This window comes from Micromonospora sp. (genome assembly GCF_048594385.1).
Classification (GTDB): domain Bacteria; phylum Actinomycetota; class Actinomycetes; order Mycobacteriales; family Micromonosporaceae; genus Micromonospora; species Micromonospora wenchangensis.
Genome location: NZ_JBMDWU010000211.1, coordinates 21,264 through 40,368 on the forward strand (window position 1 = coordinate 21,264; position 19,105 = coordinate 40,368).

Annotated in this window: 14 protein-coding genes and 2 tRNA genes; 8 read left to right on the plus strand and 8 right to left on the minus strand. The window is 72.3% G+C overall.

The genetic code is table 11. The features are described 5' to 3' along the window. Positions 1–83 precede the first annotated feature (83 nt). The 4 genes from ACOJTC_RS11415 (at position 84) to ACOJTC_RS11430 (ending at position 5,695) form a co-directional block, all read left to right on the plus strand. Complete coding sequence (locus ACOJTC_RS11415) at positions 84–1,109, plus strand: endonuclease domain-containing protein (RefSeq protein ID WP_420116824.1); 1,026 nt, start codon at positions 84–86, stop codon at positions 1,107–1,109. After that, complete coding sequence (locus ACOJTC_RS11420; protein ID WP_420116825.1) at positions 1,096–1,746, plus strand: hypothetical protein; 651 nt, start codon at positions 1,096–1,098, stop codon at positions 1,744–1,746. The genes ACOJTC_RS11415 and ACOJTC_RS11420 overlap by 14 nt, the downstream gene beginning before the upstream one ends. Beyond that, on the plus strand, positions 1,743–5,003 hold the full coding sequence (locus ACOJTC_RS11425) for a helicase HerA domain-containing protein (protein WP_420116826.1): 3,261 nt from the start codon (positions 1,743–1,745) through the stop codon (positions 5,001–5,003). Before ACOJTC_RS11420 ends, ACOJTC_RS11425 begins: the two co-directional genes overlap by 4 nt. Positions 5,004–5,083: 80 nt before the next feature. After that, a complete protein-coding gene (locus ACOJTC_RS11430) occupies positions 5,084–5,695 on the plus strand; it encodes a hypothetical protein (protein ID WP_420116827.1) in 612 nt (203 codons plus the stop codon). Positions 5,696–5,716: 21 nt separating this feature from the next. Here ACOJTC_RS11430 and ACOJTC_RS11435 read toward each other — a convergent pair whose 3' ends face one another. After that, on the minus strand, positions 5,717–6,742 hold the full coding sequence (locus ACOJTC_RS11435; protein ID WP_420116828.1) for a PaaX family transcriptional regulator C-terminal domain-containing protein: 1,026 nt from the start codon (positions 6,740–6,742) through the stop codon (positions 5,717–5,719). 298 nt (positions 6,743–7,040) lie between these two features. Here ACOJTC_RS11435 and ACOJTC_RS11440 point away from each other — a divergent pair, with 298 nt between their 5' ends. Together ACOJTC_RS11440 and ACOJTC_RS11445 are read left to right on the plus strand one after the other, a co-directional pair. Beyond that, complete coding sequence (locus ACOJTC_RS11440; RefSeq protein ID WP_420116829.1) at positions 7,041–8,429, plus strand: PHB depolymerase family esterase; 1,389 nt, start codon at positions 7,041–7,043, stop codon at positions 8,427–8,429. A gap of 204 nt (positions 8,430–8,633) precedes the next feature. Beyond that, on the plus strand, positions 8,634–9,503 hold the full coding sequence (locus ACOJTC_RS11445; RefSeq protein WP_420116830.1) for an ArsR/SmtB family transcription factor: 870 nt from the start codon (positions 8,634–8,636) through the stop codon (positions 9,501–9,503). Positions 9,504–9,522: 19 nt separating this feature from the next. Here the strand turns inward: ACOJTC_RS11445 and rox are convergent, their stop codons facing one another. Both rox and ACOJTC_RS11455 read right to left on the minus strand, forming a co-directional pair. Beyond that, entirely contained in the window at positions 9,523–10,956 is a 1,434-nt protein-coding gene (rox, locus tag ACOJTC_RS11450; protein WP_420116831.1) for a rifampin monooxygenase, read from the minus strand. 279 nt (positions 10,957–11,235) lie between these two features. Beyond that, entirely contained in the window at positions 11,236–11,679 is a 444-nt protein-coding gene (locus ACOJTC_RS11455; RefSeq protein ID WP_204926347.1) for a MarR family winged helix-turn-helix transcriptional regulator, read from the minus strand. Between the two features lie 74 nt (positions 11,680–11,753). Between ACOJTC_RS11455 and ACOJTC_RS11460 the strand changes: the two genes are divergently transcribed. Next, complete coding sequence (locus tag ACOJTC_RS11460; RefSeq protein WP_420116832.1) at positions 11,754–13,067, plus strand: FAD-dependent oxidoreductase; 1,314 nt, start codon at positions 11,754–11,756, stop codon at positions 13,065–13,067. Positions 13,068–13,146: 79 nt separating this feature from the next. Here ACOJTC_RS11460 and ACOJTC_RS11465 read toward each other — a convergent pair. From ACOJTC_RS11465 to ACOJTC_RS11480, 4 genes are all read right to left on the minus strand, one after another. Further along, a tRNA-Ile gene (locus ACOJTC_RS11465) sits at positions 13,147–13,223 on the minus strand. A 132-nt stretch (positions 13,224–13,355) separates the two neighbouring features. Continuing rightward, positions 13,356–14,597 (minus strand): NAD(P)/FAD-dependent oxidoreductase, encoded by a 1,242-nt coding sequence (locus ACOJTC_RS11470; RefSeq protein WP_420116833.1) that lies wholly within the window; start codon positions 14,595–14,597, stop codon positions 13,356–13,358. After that, positions 14,587–16,668 carry an MMPL family transporter gene (locus tag ACOJTC_RS11475; RefSeq protein WP_420116834.1) on the minus strand — a complete coding sequence of 694 codons (2,082 nt, stop codon included), beginning with the start codon at positions 16,666–16,668 and terminating at the stop codon, positions 14,587–14,589. Before ACOJTC_RS11475 ends, ACOJTC_RS11470 begins: the two co-directional genes overlap by 11 nt. Positions 16,669–16,876: 208 nt before the next feature. Continuing rightward, positions 16,877–16,949 (minus strand) — tRNA-Asn (locus ACOJTC_RS11480). 294 nt (positions 16,950–17,243) lie between these two features. On the opposite strand from ACOJTC_RS11480, the gene ACOJTC_RS11485 reads away from it, so the two are divergent. Beyond that, positions 17,244–17,636, plus strand: a complete 393-nt coding sequence (locus ACOJTC_RS11485; protein WP_420116835.1) for a hypothetical protein — start codon at positions 17,244–17,246, stop codon at positions 17,634–17,636. Positions 17,637–17,690: 54 nt separating this feature from the next. Here the strand turns inward: ACOJTC_RS11485 and ACOJTC_RS11490 are convergent, their stop codons facing one another. Beyond that, positions 17,691–18,701, minus strand: a complete 1,011-nt coding sequence (locus tag ACOJTC_RS11490; RefSeq protein ID WP_145921227.1) for a sugar phosphate isomerase/epimerase family protein — start codon at positions 18,699–18,701, stop codon at positions 17,691–17,693. Between the last annotated feature and the right edge of the window lie 404 nt (positions 18,702–19,105).

A 19,105-nucleotide genomic window follows, 5' to 3' on the forward strand; every position in this document is an offset into this window, starting at 1 on the left:
ACGGGAGGATGAAGACCGCTGAGTTCCGCCCGATCCGACCTCCCCCGGGAAACGGCGGTCGCGGTCCACGCCGGTGACCCGCCATGAGTCTCGTCCAGCAGCTCGCCGGGTTGCCGACGGGTCGCGTCGTGCAGCTCGTCGGCGTACCCACCGACACGGTCGTGGCGGCCACCACCGGGGAAACGGCCGGCCCGGTCGCCGTCGTGCTGCGGCCCGGCCCGCCCCGTACCCCCGGTTCCTTCGTCCGTGCCGTCCTGGACGACCTCGAACGGGTGGCGGTGGCGCTGCTGCCCGGCTGGCTTCCCGAGGCCGCGGACGTCCCTTGCGCCGACCCGTTCGGTCTGGCCGCCGTACGGGCCGCCGCCAGCCGGCGGGCGCGGGAATCCGCGCACTTCGCACCGTTCCTGGCGCACCTCGCCGCAGTGGCGGTGTCCGGGCGGCGTCCACCGACCGACCCGTTCCCTGCGGAGATCCGCTGTCCGGGGCTGACCCGGGTGGTGGCGGACGGCTTCGACCGACCCGGGGTGAGCCTGCTGGTCGAGGTGCCCGCCGGTCTCGACCCCGCCGGGGAACGGGCCGTCGTGGCGGGCGCGGAGTGGCTGTGTCACCACGGCCGGGTCGCCGTGTGGCTGACCGGGACGCCGTTGCGGCACGAGGACCGGGTGGTCAGCGTCGCGCTCACCCCGGCGTCGGTCCCGCCGCCCCGGCCGGCCCCGGCGACGGCACCGACGGTGCGCGGACGTCCCCATCCCCGCAGCACCACCGAGGCGGCGCTGGAGACCGCCCTGGCCGCCGAGAGTTGGGCGGCGGGCCGGGTCTGGAACCACTATCACCGGCCGCATCCCCTCGCGCCCCCGGTCTGCCTCGACCTGCTCTGGCCCGCGGAGCGGTGTGTGGTCGAGGTCGACGGCCCGGAACACTGCCGGCCGGACCGGTTCGAGGCGGACCGGCAGCGCGACGTGCGGTTGCAGATGGACGGTTACGCCGTCCTGCGCTTCACCAATGCCCGAATCAACCACGACGTCGGCGCGGTGGTGCACCAGATCGGCACCGTCATCCGGGCCCGGCGACGCGACATGGCGGAAGGAACGTTCCATGCCCGGCGATGACCTCACCCCCTCCGAGAGCGCGATCCTGGTCGTCCTGATGGCCGAGGCCCGGGAGGTGCCCAACACCGAGTTGCGCAAGCGCTACGGCGTCGACGTCCGCAAGTCGTACCGGGACAAGCTCAACCGCCTCGGCTACCTGGACAGCCGCCGCGAGGGCAACACCTTCCTGCACCAGCTCGCCGACCAGGGCTGGGTCCGGGTGCAGGAGGACCTGAACTTCCAGTCGGCGCAGGGCCGGATCCTCGGCGGGGCGCTGACGGCGTTGCAGGTGAACCTGCGGGACCGGGTCATGGCCCGCAGCGACTACCGCACCTTCGGCGAGATGTTCGCGCTCACCGACCTGCGGGCCGGTACGCCCCAACCGGACCTGCGGCGCGCCCTCGGGCTCCGCGTCCGGCACGCCTACGCGGCGTTGACCGCCGAGCCGGGGGCCTGGGTCAGCCTGACCCGGTTGCGGCCGTTCTTCGCGGACGTCGACCCCGCCGACCTCGACGAGGCGCTGCGGGATCTGGAGCGCGAGCCGGACGTGGACATCGTCCCGGAATCCAACCAGAAGGCGCTCACCACGGCCGACGTGGCGGCGGCCCTGCGGCTCGGCGGCCAGGACAAGCACCTGCTGGCGATCGGGGTGGGATGACCGGGGCGGAGCACGCGGCCCTGGCGGCACTCAGGCTCGACTGGGCGCCGGTGCCCGACGACGTCTGGCGGCCCTCACCGTTTCACGTGGAGGGTCTGCACACCGCCGTGGTCCGCGACGTCCTCGACGGGGTGGCCGATGCCCGCAACAGCGCCGACAGCAGCCCGATCGGGTTGGTGCTCCAGGGGCAGCGCGGCTCGGGCAAGACTCACCTGCTGGGCTGGATCCGGCAACAGGTGCAGCAGCAGGGCGGCTACTTCTTCCTGGTCGGACTGCTCGACGCACGCGGCTTCTGGGACAGCGTGCTCGCCGCCGTGCTCGACGGGTTGTCCCGACCGGTGCCCGGCAGCGAGAGCCAGCTCCGGCTGGTGCTGCGTCGGCTCTCCTCGCTGGTCGGGGCACCCCGCTCGGCCCGCCGCGCGGTGATGGGGGACACCGAACTGACCCGGGCGGCCCTGGACGCGTTCGTCGAAGGGCTCGCCGGGCACGCGTCGCACGTGGCACGCGTCTGCGGGGAGACGGCGCGGGCGCTCGCGCTGAGCGCCTCGGAGGACGTCGCCCACCGGGACGTCGCGGAGAACTACTTCACCTCCGGCGAGGAGGGGGAGCCGGGTGAGCGCAGCGCCTGGGGCATGCGGCGGGCGCCGCGCGACGCGCAGCGGATCGTCCAGGAGATCTCCTGGCTGCTGGCCCTGACCGGGCCGTCCGTGATCGCCGTCGACCAGATCGACACCCTCATCGCGCAGTCCGTGGCCGCCGGTGACGTCCTGCACGCCCGGCCCGGCGCGCAGGACGACCCGGAGCAGGCCGCGGTGCACGCCCGGATCGCCGACGGCCTGATGTCGCTGCGCCAGCTCACCCGCCGCACCCTCACCCTGGTGGCCTGCCTACCGAACTCCTGGACGATCATCCGGAGCCGGACGGTGGACACGGTGAGCGACCGGTTCCGGGTGGCGCCCCGGCTCACCACCATCCACGACGCCGCCCTGGCCAGGCAGATCGTCGAGCGACGGTTCGCCGTCCGGTTCGCCGAGCGCGGCTTCGTACCCCCGTATCCGTCGTGGCCGGTGCGGCCCGAGGCCTTCGCGCAGGCCGAGCAGATGACGCCCCGGGATCTACTGATCGACATCGACCGGCACGTCCGGGACTGCGTCGCCGCCGGCGAGGTGCGGGAGCTGACCCGGCTCGGTGATCCGACCCAGCCACGGCCCCGCGACCCGCACGCCGCTCCCGTCACCGACCTCGAACCGTTCGACACGAGGTTCGCCCGGCTCAGAACCGAGGCCGACGTCTCCGGCCCGCTGACCCGCGACGGCGAGGACACTCTGGTCCCCGCCCTGCTCGCGGCAGGTCTCACCGCCTGGGTCATGGAACACGGCGAGGGCGGCGGATCGTTCAGCGTGGACCCGCCCCCGAGCGCCCAGCCGCCGCTGCACGCGCGGCTCCGGCTCACCCTCGACGAGGCCACCGAGGACCAGGTCCACTGGTGTTTCCGGGCGGTCAGCGAGGAACACCACGCCATCGCCGCGCTGGCCCGGCTCCGTAAGGCGTGCACGGTGGCGGGGCTCGACGCGCGGGTGGCCCGCCGCAAGCTCTTCCTGCTCCGCAACGGGGCCTGGTCGAGCGGGGCCAAGACCCGGCAGGCGGTCACGGCCTTCACCCAGGCCGGCGGGACGGTCCTGCCGCTGGACCACGAGGATCTCCGCATCCTCGGGGCGCTGCGGGTCATGCTCGCCGAGTCACCCGTCGAGATCCGGGACTGGCTGGCCGTCCGTCGACCGACCCGGAACCTCACCGTGCTGCGGCAGGCCCTCGCCTCCGTCGCCGACTGGCTCCCCGCCGCTCCTGGCGACGACCCGACCGGTTCAGCGGTACGACCGGACCACACCGGACCGGTCATCGCAGGACCGGCCGAGACCGAGCAGGTCGAGACGCCACCGGTCGAGACGCCACCGGTCGACGCGGGGACGCCCGGATGGCGGGCCCCCGGGCTGGTCGATCCGCAGCCGGCTGGCGGTGGGGAGTCCGGTCCGCACCTCACCGTGGGGTACGACCACCGCACCGGTGCACCCGTGTCGCTCTCCCTGGAGGCCCTCCGCAAGCACACCACCCTCTTCGCCGGATCCGGGTCCGGCAAGACCGTGCTGATCCGGCGGATCCTGGAGGAGTGTGCCCTCGCCGGGGTCTCCGCCATCGTCCTCGACCCCAACAACGACCTGGCCCGCCTCGGCGACGCGTGGCCGGAACCGCCGCCGCAGTGGCGGGCCGGGGACGCGGAGAAGGCCCGGGACTACCTCGCCGGAACCGACGTGCGGGTGTGGACGCCGCGCCGGTCGTCGGGTCGCCCGCTGAGCTTCCAGCCGCTGCCGGATTTCCGTGGCGTGCGCGACGACCCCGACGAGTTCCACGAGGCCGTCGAGGCGGCTGTCGCGTCGTTGGCGCCCCGCGCCCAGCTGACCGGCCGGACCAACAAGGTCCATCTGGGGCTCGCCGTGCTGCGCAAGGCCGTCGAGCACTACGGCCGGCGCGGCGGCAGCCGGGTGCAGGGCCTGATCGACACCCTGGCCGACCTGCCGGACGGGCTGCTGGACATCGACGGGGCGGACAAGATCGGGGTGGGGATCGCGCAGTCGCTGGCGGCGGCGATGGTCAACGATCCGCTGTTCGGTGGCGAGGGCAGCCCGATGGACCCGGGACTGTTGCTCACCCCCGAGCCCGGCGCACGGGCCCGGATCTCCGTCATCAGTCTCGTCGGACTGCCCTCCGACGAGGCCCGGCAGGGCTTCGTCAACCAGTTGCAGATGGCGCTCTTCGCCTGGATCAAGCGGCACCCGGCGAACGACCGGCCGCTGCTCGGCCTGCTGGTGATGGACGAGGCGCAGACGTTCGCCCCGTCCGGTGCGATGACCGCGTGCACCCAGAGCACGCTGGCGCTGGCGGCGCAGGCCCGCAAGTACGGCCTGGGTCTGATCTTCGCCACCCAGTCCCCGAAGGGGCTGCACAACCGGATTCCGGGCAACGCGGCGACCCAGCTCTACGGCCGGTTGAACAGCCCGATCCAGATGGAGGCCGCCCGGGAGATGGCGAAGGCGAAGGGCGGCGACGTCGCCGACATCTCCCGCCTCACCACCGGCGAGTTCTACCTCGCGGCCGAGGGCGGCGCGCCGGTGAAGATCCGCACCCCGCTGTCGCTCAGTCACCATCCGCGCAGCCCGCTCACCGTCGAGGAGGTGCTGGACCGGGCCCGCCGCCCGTGAGCCGACGGCCGCCGACCTGCGGATCTTGCCACCGGGATCTAGCGTGGAAGGAGCCTGTTCACCGGCAGTAAGGATCATCGATGTTGCGCAAGCATCTGGTCGGGTTGATCGTCGGCGTCGTCGTCATCGTCGGGCTGGGGGCCGCCGCCGTGGTCTGGCTCACGCTCAACAAGCCGGAGCCGACCGGGCCGGGCCCGGACGCGGCGGCACCGGCCGGGGCCACCCCCTCCGGGCCCACGCAGCCGGCATCCGGCAGCCCCGCCCCGTCGACCGACGGGCCTGACGCGGAGGCGGGCACGGCCGCTTCGGCGTCGCCGGAGGCCGGCCCACGGCAGATGAGTCGCCTGCTGTACGACGACGGGCAGAACACGGCGACCGTCACGGGTCTGGAGGTGACGGCGGGGACGTTGCGGGTGCAGCTGCGCTATGCGACCCGGTCCCCCGGCGGCTGGGTGCTCAGCTGCCCGGCCCGGACGGCGGATCTCCAGTCGTCGCATCTGACGATGGCCGACGGGCGGCAGGTCTTCCCGGTCGACACGTACTGCGCGTCGCAGCGGCCCGGCACGGATTTCACCCTGCGGCCCGGTGCGGTCCTGGAGAGCTGGGGCGTGTTCCCGGTCGCGCCGTCCGGCGACGACCTCTTCTCCCTCACCTGGTACGACCTGGGCACCGTCGAGGGGTTGAAACTCTAGCGCCGGGGCCGGGCAGCCGGGTCAGTGCGACGGGGACGACTCCGCCAGGTCGGTGGCGGCTGCGGGTGGGGCGGAACTGCGGGCATCGGTGGCGCACACCCCGGCGAGGAGGTCGGCGGTGCTGTGCGCCCGCACGTCGGCGGCGTACGTGCCGTCGGCGAACCGGGCGACGACGGCCCGGACGTGTCGCTCGGCGGTGTCGGCGAGCCCGTCGTAGACGGCGGCGAAGGTCTCCCGGGCGGGGCCGCGCAGCCAGCCGGCGGGCAGCAGCCGCAGCGGTAGCTGCGGGTCGAGGGTGGGGAACCGCCGGAAGGTGTCCATCACCTCGGTGCGGGCCCGGACCGCCTCGGCGCCGTCGACCCGGCCGGCGGCGATCCGTGGCAGCAGGGGCCGCCAGCGCCGCAGGAAGCTCTCGTACTGTTCGGCGACCGCCGCGACGTCCCAGGCGTCCAGCGGGTCGCGGCCGGCGACCGCGTCGAGGTCGATCCGACGGCCCCGGAACACGGTGACCGCGCCGAGGTGGAGCTGGGTGAGCTGGGCCCGCGCCTTCGGCGTCAGCTCGTGCGGCGAGATCCACAGTCCGTCGTACAGCGGCGCGTAGCCCAGCCACCGGAGCTGGCCGCGCAGGGCACGTCGTTGCGCGCTGCGCTCCTGGGGCAGGGAGAACGCGACCAGGGTCCAGCACTCGTCCCACGGTTGGGTGGTGGTGGTCGCGGCCATCACCCAGCTGCCGCCGACGGAGAGGCTGACGGCGGCGGACCGGCTGAGCCGATACGAGCTGCGCCGCCCCTGCCGGCTGCCCTCCAGTACGCCCCGGCGGGCCAGCCGGCTGATCACGGTCCGCGCGCCGGCGAGGCTGACGTCGGACTCGGCGAGCAGCGCGACGATGGCGGCGGACGGCAGCCACGCCCGGGTACGCAGCGTGTAGTCGGCCAGCAGGGTCACCGCGACGCCCTGGGGCGAGTTGCCGGCCTGCCGTCGGGGCAGCCGCACCGGGTGGTCCCCGTCGTCGGGGAAGATCTCCTCGATGTCGAACGGGTGTGGCACTGGGACGCTCCGGGCTCGGCTGGGCGACGGTGGCACCGACTGTAGACGGCGCACCGGTGCCCGCCTACCGAACGCGGTCCGGGGTGGACCCGGGTGCGGAACCGGTGACCGTCAAGTGTATCGAGGCCATTCGATTGACACTTGTGGGACCGAGGAGAACACTAAGTGCCATGCAATGCCCTAGGGCCGGGGCAGGGCATGCCGGACGTAGTGGGCCGGCGCGGACGACACGGGCATCCGGGCGTACCCGTGCCGCACGGTCGCGCGGCCGATCTCAACCTGTGAGGGAGTCACGCCCATGAGAATCAGACGGAGACTGTTGCTCGCCCTGGCGGCGCCGCTGGTCGCCACCCTGGCGGCAGCCGCCCTGGTGGTCCCGACGCTCCAGCCGGCGTACGCCGCGTCGCTGGTCGAGGTGACCAACTTCGGCGACAACCCCGGTCGGATGCGGATGCACATCTACGTGCCGAACACCCGCCCGACCAACCCGGCGATCGTGGTGGCCATGCACGGCTGCGGCGGCACCGGCCCCGGCTTCTACTCCAGCAGCGAGTTCGCCTCGCTCGCCGACCGGTACGGCTACATCGTGATCTACCCGTCGGCGACCCAGCAGGCCGGCTTCGGCAACTGCTTCGACACCTGGTCGGACGCCGCGAAGCGCCGGGGCGGCGGCAGCGACCCCGTGTCGATCGTTTCGATGATCAACTACACCGAGCGGCAGTACGGCGGCGACCCCCGCCGGGTCTTCGCCACCGGCAGCTCGTCCGGCGGCATGATGACCAACCACATGCTGGCCGTCTATCCCGACGTGTTCGCCGCCGGGGCCGCCTTCATGGGGGTGCCCTACAACTGCTTCGCCAACGCGGCCGACTACCCGCCTGGCGCCAGCCAGTGCACCGGCGGGAACATGAACCGCACCCCGCAGCAGTGGGGCGACGCGGTCCGCCAGCAGGCGTACCCCGGCTACACCGGCCCCCGGCCGAAGGTGCAGCTGTGGCACGGCACCGCCGACACCCTGGTGCCGTACTCGCTGCTCCAGGAGACCATCGAGCAGTGGACGAACGTGTTCGGGCTCAGCCAGACGCCCACCTCCACCGACACCCCCCAGGCCAACTGGAACCGCCGCCGCTACGCCGACGCCAGCGGCAACGTGCTCGTCGAGGCGTACAGCGTCCAGGGGGCGGGGCACAGCCTGCCCTCCGGCGGGATGGCCGCCGTCGCCCTCCAGTTCTTCGGCCTGACCAACCCGACCCCGACCACCCCGCCGCCCACCACTCCCCCGCCGACCACGCCTCCGCCCACCACTCCCCCGCCGACCACCCCGCCGCCGACGACGCCCCCGCCGACCACCACCCCGCCGCCCAGCTCCGGGGCCTGCCGGGTCACCGCCAGCGTCAACGCGTGGAACAGCGGCCTGACCGAGAACCTGACCGTCACCAACACCGGTTCCAGCGCCGTGAACGGCTGGTCCCTGGTGTTCACGCTGCCCGGCGGGCAGAGCATCACCTCCGGCTGGAACGCCACCTACTCCCCCTCGTCGGGGCAGGTGACGGCGCGCAACGCCAGCTACAACGGCACCATCCCGGCCGGCGGCTCGATCGACATCGGCTTCCAGGCCAACCACACCGGCAACACCGCCAAACCCTCCTCGTTCACCCTCAACGGCGCGGCCTGCACGGTCGCCTGACCGACCGGGTCCACCTCCGGGTGTGACCGTCATCAGGTACGGGCCACGCGGCCCGTACCTGATGATCCGCTCCCCCGCCCGGTGACGGGCGGGGGAGCTTTCCGCGCCCGGCGCCTGGATCCGGTGCGCGGGCCGCCCACCCTCCTCCCCGCCGGCGGGACCTCGCTTGACATTAGGCAGTCAAATGCCTGCATAATGCTGGTCATGGCCGGTGACATGGACAAGGTGTTCAAGGCGCTCGCCGACCCGACACGTCGCCGGTTGCTCGACAGCCTCCGCCGCCAGGACGGTCAGACCCTGGGCCAACTCTGTGCCCAACTGGCCATCACCCGGCAGTCGGTGACGCAACACCTCGGCGTGTTGCAGGAGGCCAATCTGGTCAACGCCGTCCGCCGCGGCCGGGAGAGGTGGCACTACCTCAACCCGGTCCCCATCCACGAGTTGCCGCAGCGTTGGATCGCCGCGTTCGAGGAACCCCGGCTACGGGTGCTCGACGCGATCCGCCGACAGGCAGAGGAGCCGCAGATGACCGTCACCAAACCCACCTTCGTGTACGTGACCTACATCCACGCCACCCCGGAACGGGTCTGGGAGGCGTTGACCGACGCCGACCTGACCGGTGCCTACTGGGGTCACCACAACGTCTCCGACTGGCGACCCGGTTCCCGGTGGGAACACCGACGCACCGACGGCTCGGGCATCGCCGACGGCGGCGGCACGGTCCTCGACGCGACCCCGCCGACCCGGCTGGTGATGACCTTCGGCGACGTCGACGCCGAGGCCGGGCCGGACGCCTCCACGGTCACCTTCCTCATCGAACCGCACCGGGACATCGTCCGGCTGACCGTCACGCACGTGAACCTGCCGTCCGACGAGGACTTCGACGCGGTCTCCGCCGGGTGGCCCGCGGTCATGGCCAACCTGAAGTCACTGCTCGAAACCGGCCGCACGCTGCCCCAGGCGCCCTGGGAGATGCACGCCGCACTGCGGGCCGCCCAGCGCAACGGCGGCGACGGCACGACCCGGCCCGACCCGACGCACCCCGACGCCGGCCCTACCGGCCGGAACGGCTGAACCCGGACAGTCCCCGGGATCACGCGGTGGCGACGCCGAACCACCGGGACAGCCGGTCACGCAGCTCTCCCTGGTCGTCACCGACCCACGCCACGTGCCCGTCGGGGCGCAGCAGCAGCGCGGGCACCTCCAGTTCCCCACCGACGTCGACGACGCGGTCGACCCGGTCGGTCCAGCCCTCCACCGAGAGTTCCCCGGTCTGGTCCAGCAGCAACCCCCGGCCCCGGTGCATCAGCCCGTAGAGGCGTCCCCGCTTCAGTTCCACGTCCCGCAGCCGCCGGCCGACCAGGTCGTGATCGGCACCGAGGTCGTAGCGGACCGAGATCGCGGTGATCTTCTCGATCAGGTTCCGGTTCACCTGTTCGAAGTCCATCAGCTCGGTCAGCAGCCGACGCACCGCCTGCGGACCGGGGGCGAGCGACATCAGCTCCGTCTGCGCGCGGGTGTTGTCCAGCACGTCCGCCGCCACCGGCCGGCGCTCCGCCTGGTAGGTGTCCAGCAGGTCCGCCGGTGCCCAGCCGGCGACCTGCGCGGCCAGCTTCCAGCCCAGGTTGAACGCGTCCTGGAGACCGAGGTTGAGCCCCTGCCCGCCCAACGGCGGGTGCACGTGTGCCGCGTCGCCGGCCAGCAGCACCCGGCCGACCCGGTACTGCGCGGCCAGCCGGGTGGCGTCGCCGAAGCGGGACAGCCAGCGGGGCGAGTGCACCCCGAAGTCCGTGCCGGCGGTCGCCCGCAACTGCTGCCGGAAGTCCTCGATGGTCGGTGGGACCGCCCGGTCCTCACTCACCCCGGCAGCCGGTACGACGACGCGGTACAACCCCTCGCCGTCCCCGACCGGGCCGACCCCGAACCGTAGCTGCGTCTTGCGCACCCGGGTCATCACCGCGACGACCTCGTCCTGCGGCGCGGTCAGCTCCATCACGCCCAGCAGCGTCTCGTTCCTGGTGGGCTCACCGGGAAAGCCGACACCCAGCAGCTTGCGCACCGTGCTGCGGCCGCCGTCGCAGCCGACGAGATAGCGGGTACGCAGGCGGGTGCCGTCGGCCAGCTCGGCGGTCACCGCGTCCCCGTCCTGGCTCAGCCCGACCAGTTCCGTGCCCCGCCGGATCTCGACGCCGACCGCGGTGGCGTGCTCGGCCAGCAGCCGCTCGGTGACCGGCTGCGGGATGCCGAGGATGTAGCCGTGCGCGGTGTCCATCCCCGACGGCCAGTCCTTGACGATCCCGGCGAAGTAGCCGCCGATCCGGAACTGTTTGCCGTGCGCGAGGAACCGCTCCAGCAGGCCCCGCTGGTCCAGCAGTTCGATGCTGCGCACGTGCATGCCGAGCGAGCGCACCACGCTGGTCGGCTCGGCGTCGCGCTCCAGCACCACCACCCGTACGTCGTGCAGCCGCAGCTCGGTGGCCAGCATCAGGCCGGTCGGCCCACCGCCCACGATGGTCACATCGATCATGGATTCCCCGTTCGACTGCTCGCGTTGCCTGATGCGTCGAAACCAACGCATGCTTCGCGAATCTCGGATTTCGCCAGGTTCCGGCGTCGACTGGAGATTCTGCACCGGCACCGGGGTCTTGCCACAAGACCCGGGGTGCGATATATGTTAGAAGTGGCAGGGAGGGTCTGACTCCCTGCCTTTGCTGTTGCCCCTGCCGGGGCCGCCAGGTCCGCCCCGGCCACCGGGCAGCCCCCGTTCCCCCGCGTGCGTGACGCCGCACATCACGGCGGCAACCCGCTACCGGCCCAGCCGCTCGGCGTGCTCGTGACAGCTCTGCGTGGCGTGCCTGACGAATTCGAGGATGTGCGCCAGCGTCTCGTCGTCGTACCGCCGCAGGAACGCCTGTCCGTCGGTCACGATCGGCCCGTAGATCGCGCCGATCTTCCGGTTGGCCGCCTCGGTGGGGCGGACGGTCACCCGGCGACGGTCGGCGGTGTCGCGTTCCCGGGTCGCGTACCCGGCGCGTTCCAACCGGTCGATCGCGGTGGTGACGCCCCCGGTCGTCATCCCGGCCGCGACGGCCAGCTCGCCGGGGCTCGGGGGCTCCGGCGCGAACAGCAGCTCGAGGCAGCGCATGTCCGTGCGGTTCAGGCCGAGCAGGTCGGCGGCGCGCTGGTCGAGCACGTCGACCGCGCGCTGGTACGCCTGCATCGCCTCGCCGAGCTGCTCCGCCAGACCCATGGTGGGAAATTCTAGCGAACCGTCGTAAGGTATCTAGAGAATCTAGTAATCAGAGTTTCTAGAGGAGCGGGGACATGGACGTACTCGTGATCGGCGCCGGGACCGGCGGGATGTGCCTGGCACACGGCCTGCGACAAGCCGGCATCAACGTCGCCGTCTACGAGCGGGACCGCACCCGCAGCGACGGCCTGCACGGCTACCGGGTCGGCATCGACCCGCACGGCAGCCGGGCGCTCAAGGCGTGCCTGCCCGACCAGCTCTACCGCACGTTCGTGGCGACCTGCGCCCGCGCGCCGGAACACTTCGTGTTCTTCGACGAGCAGCTCCGGCCGACGCTCGCGCTGCCCCTGCGCCCGGCCACCGACGACGTCGACAGCGAGAAGTCGGTGAGCCGGATGACCCTGCGCCAGGTGCTCTTCACCGGCATGCAGGACGTCATCCACTTCGACAAGACCTTCGTCCGCTACCAGCACGAGGCCGACGGTCGCGTCACCGCACACTTCGCCGACGGGACCACCGCGACCGGCGACCTGCTGGTGGCGGCGGACGGTGTCAACTCGGCGGTACGCCGCCAGTACCTCCCCCACGCCCGCACCGAGGACACGGGCATCATCGCGATCGCCGCCAAGGTGCCGATGACACCCCGGACCACGGCGCTGCTGCCGACGCGGTTCTTCCCCGGCATCGGCATGGTCCTCGCGCCCGGCGGCAAATCCTGCATCCTGCACTGGATGGAGTTCCCCTGGGACCAGCAGGGCCGGCCGAGGAACGACGACGAACTGCTGGCGCGCTGGCCCGGCCTGCTGTTCGACAACACCCGCGACTACCTCAACTGGGGCATCGCGGCAGCGGCCGACACGTTCCCGGCGGACATCGCGACCTACGGCGGCGACGACCTCATCCGTGCCGCCCTGCGGATGACCCCGACGTGGAGCCCCCGGCTGCGCCAACTGTTCGCCCTCGGCGACCCGAGCACCGCGTTCGCCATCACCATCCGCACCTCGGTGCCGATCCCGGCCTGGCCCAGCACGAACGTCACCCTGCTCGGCGACGCCATCCACACCATGACGCCGGGCCGGGGCGTCGGTGCCAACACCGCGCTGCGCGACGCGCAGCGCCTGACCGACGAGCTGACGCTCGTCCGCGACGGGCGCAAGGGGCTGGTCGAGGCCGTCCACGACTACGAGACCCGCATGATCGAGTACGGCTTCCAGGCCGTCCGCGACTCCCGGGAGCAGATGACCGCCGACGCCCTGGTCCACAAGCCGGTGCTGGGTCGCGTCGCGCTGGCCGGCATGCGCGGCTATCTGCGCGTGGTCGACCGGGTGCCGGCGCTCAAACGCAGGATGATCGACGGCCTGTACGAGTACCGCGGCGGCCAGGACTGACCAGCACCGGGCACGGGAATACCGGTCGCGGCCTGCGCTTCCGCACCCCTACGCCCCGCCGGTCCGGACATCCGTTCGCTGGTGGGGCGGGCGGGGTTCGAACCCGCGACCGAGGGATTATGAGTCCCCTGCTCTAACCGGCTGAGCTACCGCCCCCGTACCGCGCCGGATCGTAACCCGCCCGACGAACCACCGGCCACCGCCGAAACGGTGCCACCCGTCGGCACCGTCTCGGCACGATGGGCTACGCGAGGATAACAGTCAGCAGCGGCTGCGGTGGCACCCGAATCAGCCCGCCGCGCGCAGTTCCGCGAGCACCGAACCGGCCGTACGCCAGCCGCTGGCCAGAGCCCCCTGGATGGACGGACTGTCCCGGTGGTCACCGGCCACGAAGATCCCTCCGCCGAGCGCCACCGGCTTGCGCAGCCGCCCCTGCGGGGGTGGCGCGGCGGGCAGCGCCTCGGGGACCGACACCGTCGTCAGGTGGTCCCAGTCCGCTGTGGAGCGTCCGTAGAGCCGGTCCAGTTCGGCCCGGATCGTCGGCTCGGGCGGGGCGGCGGGGCCGACCACGGAGGTCGCCACGAGGTGCCGGCCGGGCGGAGCGTACGACGGGACGGCCCGGCTGACCACCACCGTGTTGGCGACGAGTTCCCGCCGGTCGCCGTCGACGAGCAGGATCGGTTCGTCGAGCGGCGGCTCGGGGGCGCTGTGGTAGTAGGTGGTGTAGCTGTGGGTGCGTACCCGGGGCAGGGTGGGCAGCAGCGTGGTCGCCGTCGTCGGGTCGGCGGCGACCACGACGGCGCGGCAGGTGATCTCACCGGCCGGGGTGCGGACCCGGCCGGGGGCGACCGAGGTGACCGGGGTGTCGCAGGTGATCAGGTCGGCGGGCAGCGGGGCGGCCACGGCCTGCGGCAGCGCGGCCATCCCCCGGGCGGGCAGGCCGATCCGGCCCCGGACGAAGGAGCGCAGGATCATCGCCAGCACGTGGCTGGAGGTTTCCAGTTCCCGGTCGATGAGCACGCCGGACAGGAACGGCCGGATCAGCTCCTCGATGATGGTGTCGGACAGCCCGGCCCGGCGCAGGGCGGTCTCGCTGGTGGTCTCCGGCGCGCCGAGCAGCCGGTGTGCCGGCAGGGTGGCGCAGCCGGTGGCGAGGGCGGCGAAGCGCAGCCGGTCGGCCAGTGAGCCGACGCCGGCGAGCACGGTGGCGGGTGTGCCGCCGGGTTCGCGTACCGGGTGGACCAGCCGGTCGAGCCGGTCACCGCAGCGGACCAGCACCCCGGAGGTGAACCAGCCCAGGTCGAGGGTGCCCAGGTCGAGCAGGGTGCCGAGCCTCGGGTAGGCGGTGTTGAGCACCTGGAAGCCCCGGTCGAGACGGTAGCCGTCGACCGCGTCGGTGGCGACCCGGCCGCCGATCCGGTCGCCGGCCTCCAGCAGCCGCCAGGGCACCCCCGCCCGGTGCAGCCGGCGGGCGACCGCCAGCCCGGCGAGACCACCGCCGACGATCACCACGTCCGTCTCAGCGACCATGTGCCACCTCCGCGTCGTCGCGCGCCGACCGGGACAGTCGGCTCGGCCACCACACCGCGGGCCCGATGTCGTACGACAGGGCGGGTACCAGCAGCGAGCGGACCACGATGGTGTCCAGCAGTACCCCGACGGCGACCGCCACACCCAACTCGACGAGCACCACCAGCGGGAGCACGGCGAGCGCCGAGAAGGTGGCGGCGAGCACGATACCGGCCGAGGTGATCACCCCACCGGTGACGGTGAGCCCGGCCAGCACCCCGGCCCGGGTGCCCCGCCGGGCGGATTCCTCGCGTACCCGGCTCATCAGGAAGATGTTGTAGTCGATACCCAGCGCGACCAGGAAGACGAACGCGAACAACGGGAAGGACGCGTCGACCCCGGGGAAGTCCAACAGGTACGTGAAGATCAACGCGCAGAGCCCGAGGGTGGCCAGGAAGGACAGCACCACCGTCGCGATCAGCAGCACCGGCGCGACCAGCGCCCGCAGCAGCAGCGCCAGGATCACCGTGATCACCACGAGGACGACCGGGATGATGACGTTGCGGTCCCGGGTGGACGCGTCGGAGGTGTCCACGTCGATCGCGGTGAACCCGCCGACCACGGCGTCGGCGGCCGGCACCCGGTGCACCGCCTCGCGCAGGTCACGGATGGTCTGTTCGGCCGCGTCGCCGTCCGGCGGGTCGGTGAGGGTCGCCTCCAGCTGCACCCGCCCGTCGACCACCAAGGGCGGGGCGTCCGGGTTGGGCGGGCCGGCCTGGTCCCGCTGGGTGACCGGGCGGACGGTCGACACCCCGGCGACGCCCTGCGCCACCCGGGCGACCTCCCCGGCGGTCTGCTCCCGGGCGATCACCTCCTGCCCGGCGACCGAGTCGGTACGGTTGGTGAACAGCTCGGACTGGCCGAGCGAGGTCGCACCGAGCTGGGTGAGGCCGAGGGTGAGCAGCGCCAGCACCACGGCGGTGGTCAGCCAGACCACCCGGGCCCGCCGGGCGACGAAGCGGGCGATCCGGGCCCACAGCCCGTGTTCGACCTGCGGGTCGGCAAGGTCGACCCTGGGGGTACGCGGCCAGAACGCCCACCTGCCGCCGAGCACCAGCAGCGCGGGCAGGAACGTCAGCATCACCAGCAGGGTGGCGGCGATGCCGATGGCGGCCACCGGACCGAGCGCCCGGTTGGAGTTGAGGCTGGACAGCAGCAGGCAGAGCAGGCTCACGATGACGGTGGCCCCGGAGGCGGCGATGGCCGGGGCGGCACCCCGCCAGGCGGTACGCATCGCGTCCCAGGGGCGCTCGTGCCGGTGCAGTTCCTCCCGGTAGCGGGCGATCAGCAGCAGCGCGTAGTCGGTGCCGGCGCCGAAGACGAGCACCGTGAGGATGCCCTGTGCCTGCCCGTTCAGCTTGATCACGTCGTGCTCGGCCAGCTGGTAGACGAAGACCGACGCCAGCGCGTACGACATTCCCGCCGCCAACAGCGGGAACACCCACAGCACCGGGCTGCGGTAGACGACCAGCAGGATGATCAGGACCACGACCAGGGTGACCAGCAGCAGTGGCCCGTCGATGGCGGAGAAGACCTCGATCAGGTCGGCGAGCAGGCCGGCCGGGCCGGCGACGTCCACGGTGAGCCCGTCCCGGTCGCCCCCGGCGATGCTCCGCAACTCGTCGACCACCCGGCCGATCTGTTCGCCCTCGGCGTCGTCGATCGGCACCACCACCTGCAGGGCCTGCCCGTCCTGGCTGGGGATCGGTGGGGGCAGCGGCCCTGCCACCCCTTTGACCTGGGCGAAGCGGGCACTGTCGGCGACCGCCCGTTCCCTGTCGGCACCGGTGATGCCGGTGCTGCGCGCGTACACCACCAGGGCGGGGGTGGTGGGTCGGGCGACGAAGTCGGCGGCCAGGTCCTGGGCCTGGGTCGCCTCGGCGTCGGCCGGCAGGAAGGCGGCGTTGTCGTTGGTGGCGACGTCGCTAAGCCTGCCGGCGTACGGTCCGGCGATGCCGCCGACGACCAGCCAGGCCAGGACGACCGCCACGGCGGTCAGCGTGGCCGCGCCGCGGCCCCGTCCACCGGCCATCCCGGTCCACCCCTCAGTCGACGCACCGGTCGACGCGGCGCGAGTCCAGGTCGACATCCGTCATCCTGCCGCCCGGGTACGTCGTGCGGGGCCGAAACCGCCCATCCGGCGCACCCTCTTCGCGGTCAGCGCGGATCGTCGGCGGCGGGGAAGGAGATACGCGAAAAAGCCCGCCGGCGGGGCCGACGGGCGGGAGTGGAAGACTGGGCTCCCCCGTTTGGACTCGAACCAAAAACCTGCCGGTTAACAGCCGGCTGCTCTGCCAATTGAGCTACGGGGGACTGCTGCGCCGCGTCGTACCGGATCTCTCCGGCGCTCGGCGACGGCACAAGAGTACAGGACTTCGGGGGGGTTCGGTCCAGGGGGTTACTGCATTCGACCACCGTGCTACCGCCCGGAACGATCTACGCTCACAATGCGGACAATTCGTCATCCCGGCACAACCAGGTATGACTGCGGAGCAGGATGGGTAGTTAGCTGTCGACCGAGGAAAAACGTGGGGCGCGACGATGGTCGGTCCCGACCGGGCACCACCGGCGGGAGCGACGGGAGCGTCAGGTACGGAAGGAGCCGCCATGCGCGGAAAGATCATGTTTCTTGGCGGGCTGGCTGCGGGCTTCGTCCTGGGCGCCCGTGCCGGCCGGGAGAAGTACGAGGAGCTGGTCGTGCGGGGCCGCAAGGTGCTCGACCACCCGACCGTTCAGGAGGCCGCCGGAGTCGCCCAGGCTCAGGCCACCCGCCTGTACAGCGAGGGCAAGGACAAGCTCGGCCAGTCCAAGCTCGGCGAGAAGCTGCACACCGGCAACGGTGGCAAGCCGGAGTTGACCCCGGCCGACGACGCCTTCGCGGGCACCCCGGCCACCGTCGGCGCCAAGTCGGGTGTCAGCCCGACCAGCTCGACCGGCTCGACCACCACCACCCCGAAGCCCAAGGCGCCGGGCACCGGCACCAACGGCAGCACCCTCTGATCGTCCGTACGTCGTCGGGCCGGTCGCCAGGTGGCGACCGGCCCGAAGTACGTGTCAGTCCTTGCCGCTGCTGAACGCCGCGTCGAACGCCGCCGTCGGGGCGTCGAACGCCAGCCGGCGGACGAACTCCAGCGCCTCCGGCGCGCCGACCAGCCGGTCCATCCCGGCGTCCTCCCACTCCACCGAGATCGGCCCGGTGTACCCGATGGCGTTCAACGCCCGGAAGCAGTCCTCCCACGGCACGTCACCGTGGCCGGTGGAGACGAAGTCCCAGCCGCGCCGCAGGTCGGCCCAGGGCAGGTGGGAGGCGAGCCGGCCACGCCGACCGTCCCCGGTACGCACCTTCGCGTCCTTGCAGTCGACGTGGTAGATCCGGTCGGCGAAGTCGAAGATGAAGTTCACCGGGTCCAGCTCCTGCCACACGAAGTGCGACGGGTCCCAGTTGAGCCCGAACGCGGGCCGGTGGTCGATCGCCTCCAGCGTCCGCTTGGTGGTGTAGTAGTCGTACGCGATCTCGCTGGGGTGCACCTCGTGGGCGAACCGCACCCCCACCTCGTCGAAGACGTCGAGGATCGGGTTCCACCGGTCGGCGAAGTCCTGGTAGCCGCGCTCGATCATCGCCGGCGGCACCGGCGGGAACATCGCCAGCGTGTGCCAGATCGATGACCCGGTGAAGCCGACCACCGTGTCCACGCCGAGCTTCGCCGCCGCACGGGCGGTGTCCTTGATCTCCTCGGCGGCCCGCTGGCGTACCCCCTCGGGTTCGCCGTCGCCCCAGATCCGGGCGGGCAGGATGTCCTGGTGCCGCTCGTCGATCGGGTGGTCGCAGACGGCCTGGCCCACCAGGTGGTTGGAGATCGTGAAGACCTTGAGGTTGTGCTTGGCCAGCGTCTCCCGCTTGCGCTCGACGTACGAGTCGTCGGCGAGCGCCTTGTCGACCTCGAAGTGGTCGCCCCAGCAGGCGATCTCCAGCCCGTCGTAGCCCCATTCGGAGGCGAGTCGACAGACCTCGTCGAACGGCAGGTCGGCCCACTGGCCGGTGAAGAGCGTGATCGGTCGCGCCATCGTCTGTCTCCCCTGTTGTGGTGGGGATTCCTGAGCTGACCGGGGCGAGGGTGACCGGGCCGGGCCGGTACGTCGACGGCCGTGCCGGGTCACCGGTGGGTGCACACGCACCTGGGCCCAACGGGTTGCGCCTCCCGTCGGGTCACCGGCCACCCGCAGGTCGCCGCCCACCACTCTAAGCCCACCCCACCCCCCACGAAACCCCTCTCCCCCGCCCACACGCCCACACGCCCACACGCCCACGACGATCAAGAGGTTTGCGTCACGCGGGTCACCCCGTCGTGATGCAAACCTCTTGATCACCGATGCTCAGCCCGGCCGGAGGGCCCGCCGGGGCCCGGCCGAGGGCCGGGCGGGGGGCGGCACGGCCGGCCGGGTGGGTGGGACGGGGCTGGGGGGGGTTA